This is a genomic window from Mesorhizobium sp. INR15 (assembly GCF_015500075.1).
Taxonomy (GTDB): Bacteria; Pseudomonadota; Alphaproteobacteria; order Rhizobiales; family Rhizobiaceae; genus Mesorhizobium.
In genome coordinates this window covers 1260336-1276102 of record NZ_CP045496.1, presented here as the reverse complement: position 1 = coordinate 1276102, position 15767 = coordinate 1260336, and the positions used below count along the sequence as shown (strand labels likewise).

The 15767-nt window shown below is 63.5% G+C and carries 17 protein-coding genes; 11 read left to right on the top strand and 6 right to left on the bottom strand.

Annotated elements, in window-relative coordinates; translation table 11 throughout:
• Nucleotides 1-15 precede the first annotated feature (15 nt).
• From GA829_RS06095 to GA829_RS06055, 9 genes are all read left to right on the top strand, one after another.
• Nucleotides 16-1080 carry a polyamine ABC transporter substrate-binding protein gene (locus tag GA829_RS06095; protein ID WP_195177650.1) on the top strand — a complete coding sequence of 355 codons (1065 nt, stop codon included), beginning with the start codon at nucleotides 16-18 and terminating at the stop codon, nucleotides 1078-1080.
• A gap of 339 nt (nucleotides 1081-1419) precedes the next feature.
• Complete coding sequence (locus GA829_RS06090) at nucleotides 1420-2262, top strand: ABC transporter permease (protein ID WP_195179536.1); 843 nt, start codon at nucleotides 1420-1422, stop codon at nucleotides 2260-2262.
• Nucleotides 2255-3049 carry an ABC transporter permease gene (locus GA829_RS06085; protein ID WP_195177649.1) on the top strand — a complete coding sequence of 265 codons (795 nt, stop codon included), beginning with the start codon at nucleotides 2255-2257 and terminating at the stop codon, nucleotides 3047-3049. The genes GA829_RS06090 and GA829_RS06085 overlap by 8 nt, the downstream gene beginning before the upstream one ends.
• Entirely contained in the window at nucleotides 3046-4119 is a 1074-nt protein-coding gene (locus GA829_RS06080; protein WP_195177648.1) for an ABC transporter ATP-binding protein, read from the top strand. The genes GA829_RS06085 and GA829_RS06080 overlap by 4 nt, the downstream gene beginning before the upstream one ends.
• 12 nt (nucleotides 4120-4131) lie before the next feature.
• Nucleotides 4132-5406: a glycosyltransferase gene (locus GA829_RS06075; RefSeq protein WP_195177647.1), complete on the top strand. Its 1275-nt coding sequence runs from the start codon at nucleotides 4132-4134 to the stop codon at nucleotides 5404-5406.
• Entirely contained in the window at nucleotides 5403-5750 is a 348-nt protein-coding gene (locus tag GA829_RS06070; RefSeq protein ID WP_195177646.1) for a cupin domain-containing protein, read from the top strand. The genes GA829_RS06075 and GA829_RS06070 overlap by 4 nt, the downstream gene beginning before the upstream one ends.
• Nucleotides 5751-5769: 19 nt before the next feature.
• Complete coding sequence (locus tag GA829_RS06065) at nucleotides 5770-6111, top strand: cupin domain-containing protein (RefSeq protein WP_195177645.1); 342 nt, start codon at nucleotides 5770-5772, stop codon at nucleotides 6109-6111.
• Nucleotides 6112-6142: 31 nt separating this feature from the next.
• Nucleotides 6143-6487, top strand: a complete 345-nt coding sequence (locus GA829_RS06060) for a cupin domain-containing protein (RefSeq protein ID WP_115139971.1) — start codon at nucleotides 6143-6145, stop codon at nucleotides 6485-6487.
• A gap of 31 nt (nucleotides 6488-6518) precedes the next feature.
• Nucleotides 6519-8027: an aldehyde dehydrogenase family protein gene (locus GA829_RS06055; RefSeq protein ID WP_195177644.1), complete on the top strand. Its 1509-nt coding sequence runs from the start codon at nucleotides 6519-6521 to the stop codon at nucleotides 8025-8027.
• A gap of 77 nt (nucleotides 8028-8104) precedes the next feature.
• On the opposite strand, the gene bla is transcribed toward GA829_RS06055, so the two are convergent.
• The gene (gene bla / locus GA829_RS06050; protein WP_195177643.1) at nucleotides 8105-8998 is read right to left on the bottom strand and encodes a class A beta-lactamase; all 894 of its coding nucleotides are present in this window, start codon (nucleotides 8996-8998) and stop codon (nucleotides 8105-8107) included.
• A 105-nt stretch (nucleotides 8999-9103) separates the two neighbouring features.
• On the opposite strand from bla, the gene GA829_RS06045 reads away from it, so the two are divergent.
• A complete protein-coding gene (locus GA829_RS06045) occupies nucleotides 9104-9970 on the top strand; it encodes a LysR family transcriptional regulator (RefSeq protein ID WP_195177642.1) in 867 nt (288 codons plus the stop codon).
• A gap of 48 nt (nucleotides 9971-10018) precedes the next feature.
• Here the strand turns inward: GA829_RS06045 and GA829_RS06040 are convergent, their stop codons facing one another.
• The 5 genes from GA829_RS06040 to GA829_RS06020 all read right to left on the bottom strand — a co-directional run bounded on the left by GA829_RS06040 (nucleotide 10019) and on the right by GA829_RS06020 (nucleotide 14820).
• Nucleotides 10019-10780, bottom strand: a complete 762-nt coding sequence (locus GA829_RS06040) for an SDR family NAD(P)-dependent oxidoreductase (protein WP_195177641.1) — start codon at nucleotides 10778-10780, stop codon at nucleotides 10019-10021.
• 10 nt (nucleotides 10781-10790) lie between these two features.
• Nucleotides 10791-11603, bottom strand: coding sequence for an ABC transporter permease (locus GA829_RS06035; protein ID WP_195177640.1), 813 nt, complete (start codon nucleotides 11601-11603; stop codon nucleotides 10791-10793).
• Nucleotides 11603-12466: an ABC transporter permease gene (locus GA829_RS06030; protein WP_195177639.1), complete on the bottom strand. Its 864-nt coding sequence runs from the start codon at nucleotides 12464-12466 to the stop codon at nucleotides 11603-11605. The genes GA829_RS06035 and GA829_RS06030 overlap by 1 nt, the downstream gene beginning before the upstream one ends.
• Nucleotides 12467-12539: 73 nt before the next feature.
• On the bottom strand, nucleotides 12540-13703 hold the full coding sequence (locus GA829_RS06025) for an ABC transporter substrate-binding protein (protein ID WP_195177638.1): 1164 nt from the start codon (nucleotides 13701-13703) through the stop codon (nucleotides 12540-12542).
• On the bottom strand, nucleotides 13684-14820 hold the full coding sequence (locus tag GA829_RS06020; protein ID WP_195177637.1) for an ABC transporter ATP-binding protein: 1137 nt from the start codon (nucleotides 14818-14820) through the stop codon (nucleotides 13684-13686). The genes GA829_RS06025 and GA829_RS06020 overlap by 20 nt, the downstream gene beginning before the upstream one ends.
• A 113-nt stretch (nucleotides 14821-14933) precedes the next feature.
• Here GA829_RS06020 and GA829_RS06015 point away from each other — a divergent pair, with 113 nt between their 5' ends.
• The gene (locus tag GA829_RS06015) at nucleotides 14934-15749 is read left to right on the top strand and encodes a response regulator transcription factor (RefSeq protein WP_195177636.1); all 816 of its coding nucleotides are present in this window, start codon (nucleotides 14934-14936) and stop codon (nucleotides 15747-15749) included.
• The last annotated feature ends 18 nt before the right edge of the window (nucleotides 15750-15767 follow it).

The following is a 15767-nucleotide window of genomic DNA, read 5'->3' as shown; positions in this document are numbered from 1 at the left end:
GAATGGGAGTCTGTCATGACCGCTACCAGCCCGCGGCGCCGTGCGCTCAAGGTATCTTCAATGGCGCTTGGCCTTGCCCTGGCGCTCTCAGTGCCGGCAATGGCCGCCGACCTCGTCATTTCCAACTGGGATGGCTACATGGCGCCCGACGCCATGGCCGCCTTCAAGACCGCCACCGGCGTCTCCGGCGAAGTGGTGGTGCATGCCACCAATGAAGAGATCATGGGCAAGCTGATTGCCGCTGGCGGCAAAGGCTATGACGTGGTCTTCGTCTCCTCGCCCTTCGCCGAGGTGCTGAACAAGCTCGGCCTGACCGAACCGATGGATCACGCCAAGATCCCCAACCTCGCCAATCTCTACCCTGAAGCCACCAAGCTGCCGCACGATGTCGGCAACATCTTCTCCGTGCCTTACACCTGGGGCACCACCGGCCTCTGCTATCGTTCGGATCTGATGAAGGTTGCCCCGACCAGCTGGAGCGACCTTCTGGCGCCGTCCGACGCGCTCAAGGGCAAGACCACGATGCTGGCGACCGACCGTTGGCTGCTCGCCGCTGGCCAGCTCGACAAGGGTTATTCGGTCAACGAAACCGACCCGGCCAAGCTCGCCGAGGTGAAGGATCTTCTAATCTCGGCCAAGAAGACATTGCTCGCCTATGACGACACAACCTTCTACTCCAAGCTGGTGTCGGGCGAGGCCCTGATGGTGCAGGCCTGGGACGGCTGGTGCAACTACGGCATCGCCGACAACCCGCAGATCAAATACATCATCCCCAAGGAAGGTTCCGACCTGTGGGTCGACACGATGGTGGTGATGAAGGCCTCGGCCAACAAGGACGCTGCCTTCCAGTTCATCAACTTCATGCTCGACGCCAAGAACCACGCCTGGGCGGCGCAGAACATCGACTACAAGGTGCCGAACAAGCCGGCGATGGAAAGCCTGCCTGCGGATTTCCTGGCGAAATTCCCCAACATGGCGATGCCGGTGGCCGATCTCGTGAAGTTCGAACAGCTGCGTGACGTGGGCGAAGCCCAACGCGACTATTCGAAGATCGTCAGCGAGATCAAGGCCGCGCAGTAAGCGGCCTCCGGCAATCATTGTTCTGGAAGCAAGCTTGCGTTCCTTCACGCCCCCCTCTGGCCGGCCGGCCATCTCCCCCTCAATGGGGGAGATTCGCTGGCTTGCAGCCCTTCGCCAATTTTCCACGCCGCGCCCCCTCATCCGGCCGCTTCGCGGCCACCTTCTCCCCGCTGGGGAGAAGAGGTTGGCGCCGGCGCTGCCCTCCTCTCCCCTCGGGGAGAGGTCGGATTGCCCCGAATTGCCCTTTGCAATTCGGTTGGCAATCCGGGTGAGGGAGAGCTTGCCCGCTGCCACCAGAGAAGGCGCGGCATGATACGTCCCTCCCGTTCCTCCTTGCTGATGGCGCCTGCGCTGCTCTGGCTGACCGCGCTGATGGTGGTGCCATGCGCGCTGGTGCTGGCGCTCGCCTTCTTCCGGCGCGGCATCTATGGCGGCATCGACTATACGTTCACGCTGGAGAATTTCGGGCTGGTGCTGGACCCGCTCTACGCCGGCATCTTCCTCAACTCGGCGCGCATCGCCGGCACCGCCACCCTGATCGCGGTGGTGATCGGCTATGCCGCGGCCTACGCCATCGCGGCGGCACCGCGCCGCTGGCAGCCGGTCTTCCTGTTCTTCGCCGTACTACCGTTCTGGTCAAACTACCTGATCCGCACCTATGCCTGGATCGTGCTGCTCAACCGCGAAGGCCTGATCACCCAGCTGCTGCGCTGGTTCGGCTACACCGGCGAACCGCCGTCGATGCTCTACACCGAAGGCGCTGTCATTGCCGGCCTGGTCTACAACTACCTGCCCTTCGTCATCCTCGCCTGCTACGCGCCGCTGTCGCGCCTCAACCCGGAGCTTGCCGAAGCCTCGCGCGATCTCGGCGCTTCAGCCGCCACAACATTCCGGCGTGTCATCCTGCCCCTGACCGTGCCCGGCATCGCCGCCGGCGCGGTCTTCGTCTTCGTTCTGTCGATCGGCAATTTCGTCACGCCGGCGCTGCTCGGTGGCGGCCGCTTCCAGATGATCGGCAATCTCGTCTACGACCAGTTCCTCACCGCCAATGACTGGCCTTTCGGGGCGGCCCTTGCCATGGCGCTGATCGCCATCATGCTCCTGGTGCTGATGGCGCAGGCGATCGCCGCCAACCGCGCTTCAGGCCATGCCGCCGAAGCCAGGTGCAATGCCGATGGCTGAACGCTCCCCCGCGACGCGACGCACGCTCTGGCTGGTGCTGAGCCTGGTCTTCGCCTTCCTCTACATCCCCATCGCCGTGCTGGTGGCGCTGTCCTTCAACGAAGGCGGGCTGCCCACGGCCTGGTCCGGCTTTTCGCTCAAATGGTACGTCTCGCTGGCCGGCAATTCCGCGATCCTGTCCGCCGCGCTTAACACGCTGATCGTGGCGCTGGTGTCGACAGCCATCGCCACCTTGCTCGGCACCTTGCTGGCGATCGGCGTCGAGATGCGCCGGCAATACGGCAAAGGGCTCGAAGCGCTGATCTTCGCGCCGATGATCATCCCCGACATCGTGCTGGCCATCGCCCTGCTGTCGTTTTTCTCCATGCTCAACCTGACCATGGGCCTGCACACCATCATCCTCGCCCATGTCGTCTTCAACCTCGCCTTCGTCTGCTCGGTCGTGCGCGCAAGGCTGAAGAGTTTCGACTGGTCGATCGTCGAGGCTTCCGCCGATCTCGGCGCCTCCGCAGTCACAACCTTCCGGCGCGTAACCTTGCCGGTCATCCTGCCGGCGGTGATTGCCGGCGCGCTGCTTGCCTTCACGCTGTCGGTCGACGAGTTCATCATCGCCTTCTTCACCGCCGGCGCCGGCCGTGCCTCGACGACGCTGCCGATGCAGATCTACGCCATGATCCGCTTCGGCATCACGCCGGAGATCAATGCGCTGGCCACCATCGTCATGGCGGTCTCGATCACCGCGCTGACCCTGTCGCAGCGGCTCAATCGTGGGATCATCGGCCAATGAACGAGCCGCGCACATTGCTGGCCATCGACAACGTGTCGAAGAATTTCGGCCGGGTCACCGCCGTCGACGGCATCTCGCTCGATATCCGCGAGAACGAGTTCTTCGCCCTGCTTGGCCCTTCAGGCTGCGGCAAGACCACGCTGCTGCGGATGCTGGCCGGGTTCGAGACGCCAAGCGACGGGCGCATCCTGCTCGACGGCAAGGACATCGCGAGGACGCCGCCCAACAAACGGCCGGTCAACCTGATGTTCCAGTCCTACGCGCTGTTTCCGCATATGAGCGTCCGGGCCAATGTCTCCTACGGCCTCGAGATGGAACGTTTGCCGGCTAGCGAAATCCGCGCGCGCGTCGACGCCATCCTGGCAACTACCGAACTCGTTGCCTTCGCCGACCGCAAGCCCGAGCAATTGTCAGGCGGCCAGAAGCAGCGCGTCGCGCTCGCCCGCGCGCTGGTCAAGCGGCCACGGCTGCTGTTGCTCGACGAACCGCTCGGCGCGCTCGACAAGAAATTGCGCGGCGCCATGCAGCTGGAGCTGAAGCGCCTGCAGCACGAGGTCGGCATCACCTTCGTCATCGTCACCCATGACCAGGAAGAATCGCTTGTCATGGCCGACCGCATGGCCGTGCTGAAGGACGGCAAACTGCTGCAATGCGACACGCCGCACGCGATCTACGAGCATCCCGCCGACCGCTTCGTCGCTGACTTCATCGGTGTGATGAATTTTGTCCCGGGCAAAGCCGTAGCCGATGGCGTTCTGGCGAGCGATGGCACGCGTATCTCCGGCAAGGTTCCCGCCAAGCTCACACCAGGCACGTCCGCTGTGGCATCGGTGCGGCCCGAGCGCATCCGGCTGTTTCCGGAGGCTCATACCGTCAACCGCACCACCGGCAAGGTCAAGGCTCTGGCCTATCAGGGACTGGACCTGCAGCTGCATGTCCGCACGCCGCTGTCGCCAAAACCATTCCTGGTGCGTGTCACCGCCGATGCCGCCGACCGCCGGCCGGTCTCGTCGGGCGACCAGATCGAACTCGGCTGGGACGCGGCCGACGTCAGAATTTTCGCGGATTGAAGGAGAAGCTTGATGGCGCAGAAGACGATCGCGTTTTTTCCGGAGGCCGCCTATGGCCCGGCGCTCAATTCCGTCGGCATCGCCCAGGCGGTCGAGGCGCGCGGCCACAAGGCGGTGTTCCTGTCCGATCCCGGCTTTGTCGACGTCTACAAGGGCTACGGTTTCGAGGCCCATCCGGTGAATCTTTCCGAGCCGATGCCGCCCGAGCAGATGGCAAAATTCTGGGAGGATTTCATCAACGGCCACATCCCGAACTTCCGCAAGTCGCCCTACGACCAGGTCGACAATTACGTGAAGGATTGCTGGACCGCGATCGTCGACAGCGCAAAATGGGCGCAGAAGGACTTGCCGCGTGTGCTGGCCGCGATCAGACCTGACGTCATCTGCGTCGACAATGTCATCCTGTTCCCGGCGATCAAGCGGTTCGGCAAGCCGTGGGTGCGTGTCATCTCCTGCTCGGAAAACGAGATCGAGGACGAAGGCATTCCGCCACATCTCTCGGGCTGCGGCGAGAACGACCATGCCGGCCACCAGCGCTATCGCGACCACTTCAACGCGGTGATCAAGCCGATCCACGATGATTTCAATACGTTCCTCACCGCCAACAACGAAGCGCCCTACCCGATCGGCCAGTTTTTCGAAGCGTCGCCGCACCTCAACCTGCTGCTCTATCCCGAGGCGGCGAAATTCAAGCGCAGCCACCCGCTCGACCCGGCCAAATTCCAGTATCTCGAAGGCTGCGTGCGGCAGGAAAAGCCCTACACGGTGCCGACCTTCGCCAAAAACAATGACGGGCCGCTGCTCTATGTCTCCTTCGGCAGCCTGGGCGCTGGCGATGTCGACCTGCTGAAGCGCATCATCGCGACACTGGGCAGGACGCGCTACCGCGCGCTGGTGAATGTCGGCGGCTACAAGGACCAGTACACGGACGTGCCTGGCAACGTCATTGTCGACGCCTGGTTCCCGCAGCCTTCGGTCATCCCGCAGGTCGATGCGGTCATCCACCATGGCGGCAACAACTCGTTCACCGAGTGCCTCTATTTCGGCAAGCCGGCCATCATCATGCCCTATGTCTGGGACGGCCACGACAACGCAACCCGCGTCGAGGAAACCGGCCACGGGTTCGGCATGCCGCGCTATGACTGGACCGATGCCGAGCTGATCGCGAAGATCGAAACCTGCCTGAACGACGCGAAGATGAAGGTGAAACTGGCCAGGACCTCGGCACAGATGCACGCGCAAAATGGGCCTGAGAAGGCGGCCAACCTTCTGGAGACACTGCTTTGACTTCCGCACCCCACCTCCACCAAGCCTCCACCCGCACCGATCTCGTCGACTGGGGCGTCCAGGCGGATGCCTTGGAAGGCGCTTCGCATTCAACTGGCAGGCTGGTGCACAAGGGGCCGAACAACCAGCCGGAATCCGGCATCTGGGTCTGCACGCCGGGCCGCTGGCGCTTGAGCATCCCGCGTGACGAACTGTGCCATTTCGTTGCCGGCCGCGCGACCTACCGGTCTGATGTCGGCGAGGTGATAGAAGTCTCCACAGGAACCGTGGTCATGTTCCCCGCCGGCTGGACGGGCGAATGCACGGTGCATGAGGCCATGCGCAACGTCTACATGCTGGCCTGACACTTCATAGGAGCAAGACATGCCGACACCGCACTGGCCGCAGGCCTCGACGGTTGAACTGGAGGATTGGGGCGCGGGCAGCAACACGATATCAGGCTCGCCGCGTGCCTCCGGCAAGATCCTGTTCCAGAACCCGGACGGCTCGAGCGAGTGCGGCCTGTGGTCATGCACTCCGGGCACGCGCAAGGTCACCTTCCCCGCCGACGAGTTCTGCCACTTCCTCTCGGGGCGTGGCAGCTACTTCGAGGACGAAGGCGAGGAAATCCCGGTCGAGGCCGGCACGCTGGTGTTCTTTCCCGCCGGCTGGACCGGCAAATCCATCATCACCGAAACGCTGACCAAGGCCTTCATGTGTCGGTAGGCACGCCAATCCATTTCAAAGGAATATCGATATGACCACGCCCATCATGCAGTCCCCGCTCGCGATCACTGACCTCGTCGACTGGGGCGTCATCCCCACCATGATCGAGGGGCAATCCCACACCTCGGGCAAGCTGCTCTACAAGGGACCGGAAGGCCGCTCCGAATGTGGCCTGTGGGTCTGCACGCCCGGCAAGTGGCACTGCCATGTCACCCGCGACGAGTTCTGCCATTTTCTCGAGGGACGCTGCACCTATGTCCACGAATCCGGCGAGGTGATCGAGATCGAGCCGGACACGGCCGCTTTCTTCCCCCAGGACTGGAAAGGCGTCTGCACCGTCCATGAGACGATCAAGAAGGTCTACATGATCCGCTGAACCTTCTCGATACGTCTTCAAGGAGGACTGAATGGACTTTTCACCCGACCGGCCGGCCTTTTTCGTCAATCCGAGCTACCGGCCAATGGCTGGAGCGAACAAACCGGTGATCGACCCGGCGACGCTCGAAACAGTCGGCGCCATCTCTGCGCCTACAGACAGCGAGATCGACGCCGCTCTGACGGCGGCGACGAAGGCGCAAGCCGCTTGGAAAAAGCTCGACGCCAAGAGCCGTGCGAAACACCTGCATGCCGTCGCTAATGCCATCGAGGCGGCTGACTTCACCCGCTGTGCCGAGCTGATGGTGCGCGAGATGGGCAAGCCCTATCCCGAAGCGATCGGCGAGATCGCCAACTGCGCGCCGATCTTCCGCTATTACGCCGAGATCGCGCGCGACGATGCCGGCAAGATCGCCGGCACGACGCAGGCCGGTTCGTTCCAATATGCCCGCTACGAGCCTTACGGCGTCTCCGTCCACATCATGCCCTACAACTTCCCGATCCTGCTGATGTGCTGGACGGTCGCTGCTTCGCTCGCCGCCGGCAATGCCTGCGTCATCAAGCCGGCCGAGGCGACGACGTTGTCGACACTGGACTATATGACCGTGTTCCGCTCGCTGCCCGAAGGGCTGGTCTCGTGCCTGCCCGGAGGTGCCGCGACCGCGCAGGCGTTGATCGCTTCCGACCGCACCCACGCGGTCGCCTTCACCGGCTCGGTCGCCGCCGGCAAGGCGGTGGCGGTCGCCTGCGCTGAACGCATGAAGCCCTGTGTCATCGAGGCCGGCGGCAGCGATCCGCTGATCATCAGCGAACACGCGCCGCTGGAGATCGCGGCGGCTGGCAGCGTCACCGCCGCTTTTCACCTCACCGGTCAGGTCTGCACTTCGGCCGAGCGCTTCTTCGTGGTCGATGCAGTGCACGACCGCTTCGTCGAATTGTTTGCCGAAAGAACGCGCGCGCTGCGCATCGGCAACGGCATGGACAAGACCGAGATTGGACCGCTGGTCAGCGAGGCGGCAAGGGCGAAAGTCATGCGTCTTGTCGACGAAGCCGTCCGCGCCGGCGCCAAGGCCGTCACCGGCGGACGCATCCCACCGGCGCACAATACCGGCTGGTTCTATGAGCCGACGATCCTGACCGGCGTCACACCAGATATGGCGATCGTGCGCGAGGAGTGCTTTGGACCTGTCGCCGCGATCTGCCGCGTCAGGGATTTCGACGAGGCGATCCGGCTTGCCAATGACAGCCCTTTCGGGCTTGGCGCTTCGGTGTTCACCACAGATCTCGCCGAGGCGCATGAGGCCGCCGAACGGCTCGAGGCCGGCATGGTCTGGGTCAACAATCCGCTGATCGACAATGACGCCTTGCCTTTCGGCGGCTGGAAAGCCTCGGGCCTCGGCCGCGAGCTTGGCCGCCAGGGCCTGGACGCCTTCCGCCGCTCGAAAATGGTCATCATCGACCACAAACCGGCGATCCAGGAATGGTGGTATCCCTATCCCGACAGCTGGTTCCGCGAGACCGGCGGCCGCAAGCACGTGTGACGCAATTCCAGGAAAGGTCGCGTCGAAACAAGGGAGACGAGCGGCGCGGTGGAGCCGCGCTGCCACCCGGTTGAGGCTTATGCCTCGATCGCTTCCACCAGAGCCCGCGAGACAGAGGCAATCACCGCGTTGCGCTTGGCCAGCGCCTGCTTCGTGCCCGTGAGATAGACCGCCATCACAACAGGATTGCCGGGGCTCGGCCAGATGACGACGACGTCGTTGGTGCTGCCGCGCTCGCCGGTGCCGGTCTTGTCACCGCATTTCCAGCCCTTCGGCAGGCCGGCCCGGATGCGATCGTCGCCGGTCTTGTTCGCCACCAGCCATTCGACGAGCTGCGCCCGGCCTTTGTCGGACAGGCTGTTGCCGATGGCCAGCCGCTCGAGCGTGTTGATCATGGCGAGCGGAGAGGTCGTGTCGCGCTCGTCACCCGGCAGCGACTCGTTCAGCTCCGGCTCGATGCGATCCAGCCTTGTGACCTTGTCGCCGATCGAACGCAGATAGGCCGTCAACTCTGGCGGCCCGCCAAACGTTTCCAGCAGCAGATTGGCCGCACCATTGTCGCTGACGGTCACCGCCGCCTCGCAAAGCTGCGCCACCGTCATCTCGCCGCCGGCATGTTTCTTGGTCGTTGGTGAACTCGCGACGACGGCATTGTGCGGAACCTTGATGCTGCGGTCGAGCTGTTCGATGCCGCCGTCGACACGATGCAGCACAAACGCCGTCATCAGCGCCTTGAAGGTGCTGCACATCGGAAACAGTTCGTTTTCACGGTATCCAAACTGGGCGGTCGTTCCGGAGATCCGGCACGCCACGCCCAGCCGGCCACCGCTTTTTGCTTCGATCTGCCTTATTTTCGGCAAGACCCCATCAAATTTTGTCGGGCTCGCCGCTGCCCGGGCGAATGCGCCAAGCGTGACGGGAGCGGTCAAAACCACTGCGAGACCACCGATGAAACTGCGTCTGTTCGTCATATCAACACTTTCTCTAGCCCCCCGCAGCAGAACTGGACCGGTTTCGACGCCGCCGCAAACGAGTAAACATCGCCTCAGCCATAAGAAAATCTAGGGTCAGTCTCCATGAAGCGATCGCATCTTCCCTTGAACGGCCTGCGGGCCTTCGAGGCCTCCGCACGCCACCTCAGCTTCACCGGCGCCGGCCTCGAGCTGCGCGTCACGCAGGCCGCAGTCAGTCATCAGGTGAAAGGCCTGGAAGAGGTCCTTGGCGTCAGGCTTTTCCGCCGGCTGCCGCGCGGCCTCGCCTTGAGCGAGGAAGGCGAGGCCCTGCTGCCCGTGCTGAGCGATGCCTTCAACAGGATCAGCTTGACGCTTGACCGTTTCGAAGGCGGGCGCTTCAGCGACATCGTCACCATCGGTGTCGTCGGCACTTTCGCCTCGGGATGGCTGATCCCCCGGCTGCCATCGTTTCACCGGGCCTATCCGGACATCGAGCTGCGCATCTCGACCAACAACAACCGCGTCAACCTCGCCGCCGATGGGCTCGACTTCGCCATCCGCTTCGGCGACGGCTCCTGGCAGGGCACTGAGAACACGGCGCTTGTGCCCGGCGCCTTGTCGCCGGCTTGCGCGCCCGACATCGCCGCACGGCTGCGCCAACCCTCGGACCTCGCACGCGAGACGCTGCTGTGCTCCTACCGCGAGGACGAATGGCAGCGCTGGTTCGATGCCGCCGGCTGCGATTGCCCGCCCATCAAGGGTGTCGTCTTCGACTCCTCCGTCACCATGGCGAATGCCGCTGTCCAGGGCGCGGGCGTGGCGCTGTTGCCGGTAACGATGTTCAGCCGCGAACTTGGCGCCGGCCAACTCGTCCAACCCTTCGATTGTTCCGTCGAGGTCGGCAAATACTGGCTGTCCGCACAACGCAGGCGCCAGAGCTCGCAGGCGATGACGGCCTTCGCCGGATGGTTGATCGCCGAAGCGGCTTGAGGCTCCAACCTGCTGCGCCGCGCGCATATGCCGGGAAAGGCAGGCGTCTCAGCCGATGCTTTCGCCACCGTCGATCACCAGCGCCTGTCCGGTCATGAAGGATGAGCGATCGGAGACGAGGAACAGGATGGCTTCGGCGATCTCCTGTGCGCTCGCCCAGCGCTGCATCGGGATCTTGCCGCGGACGTAGTTCTCGATCGCCTCGCGCCCACCCATCTGGGCGATGAACGGCTCGTTGAACGGGGTGTCCACCCAGCCCGGGCAAAGCGCGTTGATCCGGACATTGTGCTTGGCATAGTCGAGCGACATCTGCCGGGTCATCGCGACAACCGCGTGCTTTGACGTGGCGTAGGCGATCATCTCGCGGTCATAGAACACGCCTGAATTCGAGGCGGTGTTGAGGATGACGCCGCCGCCTTGCGCGATCATCGACGGCATGACGATCCTCGCCGCGAGGAACTGCGCGCGCACATTGATCCGCCACGAGGCATCCATGCCGTCCACCGCGACCTCGGTCAGCGTGCCGCCGACCTGAACCCCGGCGTGATTATGCAGGATGTCGATGCGCCCATGCTTGCCCAGCACATCCGCGATGAGCTGTTCGACCGCGGCGTCCTCACTAACATCCGTGGCGATCGCTTCGGCGCGGCCGCCCGCCGCGACAATGTCGGCCGCCGCTGCTTCGCCGGCAGCCTGATCCCGGTCGGCGATCACCACCACCGCACCTTCCCCGGCCATGATCATGGCGCCGGCGCGCCCGATGCCGGACCCGGCGCCAGTCACCACGGCGATGCGGTCTTTGAGAATCATGATGCGGCTTTCAGTTTGCTTGCTTGCGCTGGCGCAACTGCCATTGGGCAAGCACCACGAGCAGGACGGAAGCGACGAGCACGATCGTCGCGATGGCATTGATTTCGGGCGTCACCCCACGCCGGATCGACGCGAAGACATAGATCGGCAGCGTCGTCTGTGCGCCGGCGACGAAGAAGGCGACGATGAAATCGTCAAAGGAAAAAGTGAAGGCGAGCAGGAACCCGGCAATGACAGCCGGCATGATCTGCGGCAGGACGATGCAGCGGAACGTCGTCAGCGGCGTGGCGTAGAGGTCGCCCGACGCCTCGACCAGATTGCGGTCGAGGCTGGCGAGCCGCGTCCCGACGATCATCGCCACGAGCGCCATCGAGAACAGGCCATGCGCCGCGATAATCGAGCCGTAGCCGAGCGATAGTTTTGGCGGCTGGTCGGTCGGCCAGATCGAGGCGAGGAATGGGTTCACCACCGCGAACAGCTGCACCAGCGCCACCAGCGTCGAGATGCCGATGACAACACCCGGAACCACGATCGCCGCACCAAGCAGCGCGTCGAAGACAGCGCGGGTTCGGACGCTGACGCGCGCCAGGCCAAGTGCTGCCGCGGTGCCGCAAAGCGCCGCCAGCGAAGCGCTGGTCGTGGCTATGAACAGGCTGTTTTTCAGTGCCTCGACCAGGAATGGGTTTGACAGCGCCTTGCCGTACCATTGCACAGAGAAGCCGGTGAACTCGCTGGCGTGGTGGCCGGCATTGAACGAGAACAGCACCACCAGCACGATCGGCAGGTACAGGAACGCAAAGACCGCGATGACAAAGGCGCGCATCAGATCAGATCCACCTGGCGGGCGCCCGAGACTCGGGTCGAAATACGGTTGGCGGCGATCAGCACCACCACCGAAACCAGAACCAGGGTGATCGCGATGGCCGATCCGAACGGCCAGTTGCGCGACTGCAGGAACAGGTCGACCAGCGCATTGCCGATGAAGAACACCTTGCCGCCGCCAAGCAGCGTCGGGATCAGATATTCGCCAAGCAGCAGGATCATCACCAGCGAGAAGCCGGTCATCACGCCCGGCAGCGACAGTTTCAGCGTCACGCCGAGGAACGTGGAGAGCGGCGTCGCGCCGAGATCGGCTGACGCTTCCAGCAACCGGCGGTCGAGCCGCTCGAGGCTGACATAGATCGGCAGGATCATCAGCGGCAGATAGCCATAGACGATGCCGAGCAGTACGGCGCCCGGCGTGTTGATCAGCCTGACATCCTCGATCCCGACATAGGCCAGCAGCGCCGGAATACCGCGCCCGCCAAGGATGTACATCCATGCGTAGGTGCGCATCAGCAGGCTGGTCCAGAACGGGATGACGACGAGCGCCAGCAGGATCAGCCGCCACCGCGCCGGCGCGCGCAAGGCGAGGTAGTAGGCAACCGGATAGGCAACGAGGAGACAGGCAAGCGCGCCTACCGGCGCCAGCAGCATCGTGTTCCAGAAGGCCGTCGCCCGCGCCGGAAGGTTGGCGTATTGCGCCAGCGTAAAGGCGGCCTGGTAGCCGCCCTCCGGTGCCCGCTCGCCGACGCTGAACACGGCGATGGCGATGAACGGCAGCACCAGGAACACCACCAGCCACACGGTCGCCGGACCGAGCAGCAGGGCAGTGACCAGATTTTTGCGAAGGATGTTGCCGTGCATTGAAAGTGTCCCGGCGCCGGCGGGAACGACCCGCCGGCAGGTTGGTTTTGCGTCCGCTTGAGGTCGGCTTTGCTCAGGCCGACTTGAAGCGGGCCATCAGCTCGGCGCGGCCCGGATCGGTTAGCGTCGCCGCCGCGCCGAATTCCAGTGCCGTCAAGAGGTCGGCCGCCGGGTATAGGATCGGATTGTCCAGAACCTCCTTGGGCAGAAGCTTGTTGACGCGCGCATCGGTTGACGGCGCGCCATTGGCCAGGTGCTCTTTCACCGCGACCTGCGGGTTCATCAGGTAGTTGAGCAGCGCGTAGCCCGCCGGCTTGTTCGGCGCATCCTTCGGGATGGCGTAGAAATCGGTCCAGATCTCGCCGCCCTCCTTGCCCAGCACGTAGGCGATGTCGGGAATGTCGCGATGCAGCTGCGCGCCGTCATTGGTCCAGCACATCGTCATCCAGGCATCGCCGGCGCGCATTCCCGGCTGATAGTCGCTGGAAACCGCGAACAGATGCGGCTTGACCTTGAGCAGCAACTCTTCCGCCTTGGCGAGCTCGTCCTGCTTCAGCGAGTTGAACGAGAAGCCATAATATTTGAGCGCGTTGCCGATCGTGGTCAGCTGATAGTCATGAACCATGGTGCGACTATCACCTTCCGCCATGGCCGTGTCCCAGAACTCCTTCCAGCTCGTCATCGGCTTGGTCAGCTTCTTGGTGTTGACGGCAAATCCGGTGGTGCCCCAGTTCTTCGGCACGGCATAGGTCGCGCCGTCGATCGTGCCTTCCGAGGTGAAGCGCGGGTCTTCTTGCGTACCGTCGAAATTCGGCAGCTTGGCCATCTCCAGCGGTTCGATGATGCCGAGCTTCTTGTAGGTCGAGATCGTGTAGTTGGTCGGCACGAAGAGGCTCCAGCCCGACGCGCCGGCCTGTAGCTTGGCCAGCATCTCTTCGTTGGAGCCGAAGACATTGACCTCGACGGCGACACCGGTGTCCTTCTTGAAGTTCTCGAAGGTCTGCGGGTCATGGTAATTCGGCCAGGTGGCGATCGACATGCGGTCGCCAAGGCTTTCGGCAGCGAAGGCCGGCGTCGGCATGATGCCGAGTTCACGCGCCATCACCGCCGTGGCAATTCCAAGCCCGGTAAGGCCGAGAAAGTCGCGGCGGCCGATCGAGCCGCGCTTGAGGCGCATCAATTGGTCGACGAATTTCTCAGGGCTTATCGGCAGTCCATCACGATATGATTTCGACATGTTTATCTACCCTCTGGTTGGTCCCGTTGTTCTTGGTCTCAGGAAACGCCAGCGGCGTTCCGGAGGCAAAGCCGATGGCGACGGGTTCACCCGGCTTGAAGAGAGTTCCATGACCGATCAGGTGGTCGGCCTTGGCCAGCAGCGTTCCGATACCTTGGACCTCGATCGCGTATTCCGCCGTCGAGCCTAGGAAGATCCGGTTGCGGACGATGCCCTTGAACTGGCCGGTGTCCGCTGCAGCGAGATTGAGCGACTCGGGACGCAGGCTGACCGACACGGTCTCGCCTTGCCGCAACGCCGAGCGCTTGCGCGCGGCAATGACGGTGCCGTCAGCAAGCGACACCTCGACGAGATCGCCCGAATGCCCGGCGACCGTGCCACTCAGCAGGTTGGTCTTGCCGACGAAATCCGCAACGAACAAGTCGGCGGGCTCGTCATAGATCTCGCTTGGTTGCCCCAGCTGGACGATGCGGCCACCATTCATGACGCAAACGAAATCGCTCATCGAAAGGGCTTCCTCCTGGTCGTGGGTGACAAGGACGAAGGTGATGCCGATCTCGCGCTGCAGGTTCTGCAGCTCGATCTGCATGTCGGTACGCAGCTTCTTGTCGAGCGCCGCCAGCGGCTCGTCGAGCAACAGCACGGCCGGCTTGTTGACCAGCGCGCGCGCTAGGGCGACGCGCTGCTGCTGGCCACCCGACAGCTCGTGGATCTTGCGCCGGCCATAGCCGGCGAGCCGCACCATGGCCAAAGCCTCGCCTGCCCTCAGGCCGATCTCGCGCGATGACAGGCGTGGCCGTGCCTGGCGCAACCCGTAGGCAACGTTGTCTTCCACATCCAGATGCGGAAACAGCGCATATTGCTGGAACACCATGTTGACAGGCCGCCGGTAGGGTGGCGTGCCGGCCATGTCTTGCCCACGGATGAGCACTTGCCCTTCGCTTGGCTGCTCGAAACCGCCGATCATGCGCAGGCAAGTGGTCTTGCCGCAGCCCGACGGCCCAAGCAGAGCCACAAAGGCGGAGGGCGGGACAGTGAGGTCGATCCCGCTGACCGCGGTCACCGCGCCATAGCGTTTGGTGACGCCGCGAAACTCGATATCGGGCACTGCGGTCACGGCACTGGCTCCAGCAACAGGACGATGCGATTTCAGGACGCTACCAGAGCCAATGGCTGCTAGTATATACCTCAGGGGTGGTATATCTAATCTATTTTATCGTTTGGAGGGGTATGCCATTGAGCCTGTCTCGCAGCGGCGAATACAACCAGCTGGCCAAGCTTGTCGCTGCCACGCAGGAGACGAGCGGCGACCTTTTCGGCAAGGCGGTCGTCGACTGGCTCAGGCAGCATGTCAGCTTCGACCACTGCGTCATCTTCGGCTATCGCGGCGCCGCGCGGCCGCCGCTGCTGTTCGAGACATTCTCGCCGGCGGAAAGCCATGTCTTCGTCGCGCTCTATCAGGAAGGACCCTATTTGCTCGACCCGTTCCATCACGCGGCTGTCGAGCGCAAGGAAGGGTTCTGGCGCATGCGCGAACTGGCGCCCGACCGCTTTTATGCCAGCGAATATTATCGCTCCTACTACAGCCAAACCAGGTTGGCCGAGGAGGTCGGCTTCTTCGTTCCGCTGCCGGGAAAAGACGCACTGGTGCTGTCATTGATGCGGTTGCACGCTTCCGGTCCATTCGGAACCGCCGATACCCGGCTGCTGCGCGACATGGCGCCGGCGGTGATCAGTCTTGCCAGGCTGCGCTGGCCAAATCTTCCAAGCGACGAACCGGCCGACGCGAAACCCGGCGAGGCGGCGGCTCCGGTCAATGAGTTCGACCGCGCGCACATCTGGAAGAGCCTGTCACTGACGCCGCGCGAAAAGCATGTCGTCGATCTGTTGCTGCAGGGCCATTCGACGGAATCGATCGCGCGGGCCATGCGCATCGTCCCGGGAACCGTGAAGGTTCACCGCCGCAACATCTACCGCAAGCTCGAGATCAAATCTCAAGCAGGTCTCTTCGCTCGCTTCGTCGAGATCATCGGCGCCCAGATCTGAATTGGATAACCTTCGCCC

Excerpts from the sequence above, each read along its gene's own strand:
- GA829_RS06095 (WP_195177650.1), top strand. The coding sequence starts at position 16 with ATGACCGCTACCAGCCCGCGGCGCCGTGCGCTCAAGGTATCTTCAATG.
- GA829_RS06090 (WP_195179536.1), top strand. The coding sequence starts at position 1,420 with ATGGCGCCTGCGCTGCTCTGGCTGACCGCGCTGATGGTGGTGCCATGC.
- GA829_RS06085 (WP_195177649.1), top strand. The coding sequence starts at position 2,255 with ATGGCTGAACGCTCCCCCGCGACGCGACGCACGCTCTGGCTGGTGCTG.
- GA829_RS06080 (WP_195177648.1), top strand. The coding sequence starts at position 3,046 with ATGAACGAGCCGCGCACATTGCTGGCCATCGACAACGTGTCGAAGAAT.
- GA829_RS06075 (WP_195177647.1), top strand. The coding sequence starts at position 4,132 with ATGGCGCAGAAGACGATCGCGTTTTTTCCGGAGGCCGCCTATGGCCCG.
- GA829_RS06065 (WP_195177645.1), top strand. The coding sequence starts at position 5,770 with ATGCCGACACCGCACTGGCCGCAGGCCTCGACGGTTGAACTGGAGGAT.
- GA829_RS06060 (WP_115139971.1), top strand. The coding sequence starts at position 6,143 with ATGACCACGCCCATCATGCAGTCCCCGCTCGCGATCACTGACCTCGTC.
- GA829_RS06055 (WP_195177644.1), top strand. The coding sequence starts at position 6,519 with ATGGACTTTTCACCCGACCGGCCGGCCTTTTTCGTCAATCCGAGCTAC.
- bla (WP_195177643.1), bottom strand. The coding sequence starts at position 8,998 with ATGACGAACAGACGCAGTTTCATCGGTGGTCTCGCAGTGGTTTTGACC.
- GA829_RS06045 (WP_195177642.1), top strand. The coding sequence starts at position 9,104 with ATGAAGCGATCGCATCTTCCCTTGAACGGCCTGCGGGCCTTCGAGGCC.
- GA829_RS06040 (WP_195177641.1), bottom strand. The coding sequence starts at position 10,780 with ATGATTCTCAAAGACCGCATCGCCGTGGTGACTGGCGCCGGGTCCGGC.
- GA829_RS06035 (WP_195177640.1), bottom strand. The coding sequence starts at position 11,603 with ATGCGCGCCTTTGTCATCGCGGTCTTTGCGTTCCTGTACCTGCCGATC.
- GA829_RS06030 (WP_195177639.1), bottom strand. The coding sequence starts at position 12,466 with ATGCACGGCAACATCCTTCGCAAAAATCTGGTCACTGCCCTGCTGCTC.
- GA829_RS06025 (WP_195177638.1), bottom strand. The coding sequence starts at position 13,703 with ATGTCGAAATCATATCGTGATGGACTGCCGATAAGCCCTGAGAAATTC.
- GA829_RS06015 (WP_195177636.1), top strand. The coding sequence starts at position 14,934 with ATGCCATTGAGCCTGTCTCGCAGCGGCGAATACAACCAGCTGGCCAAG.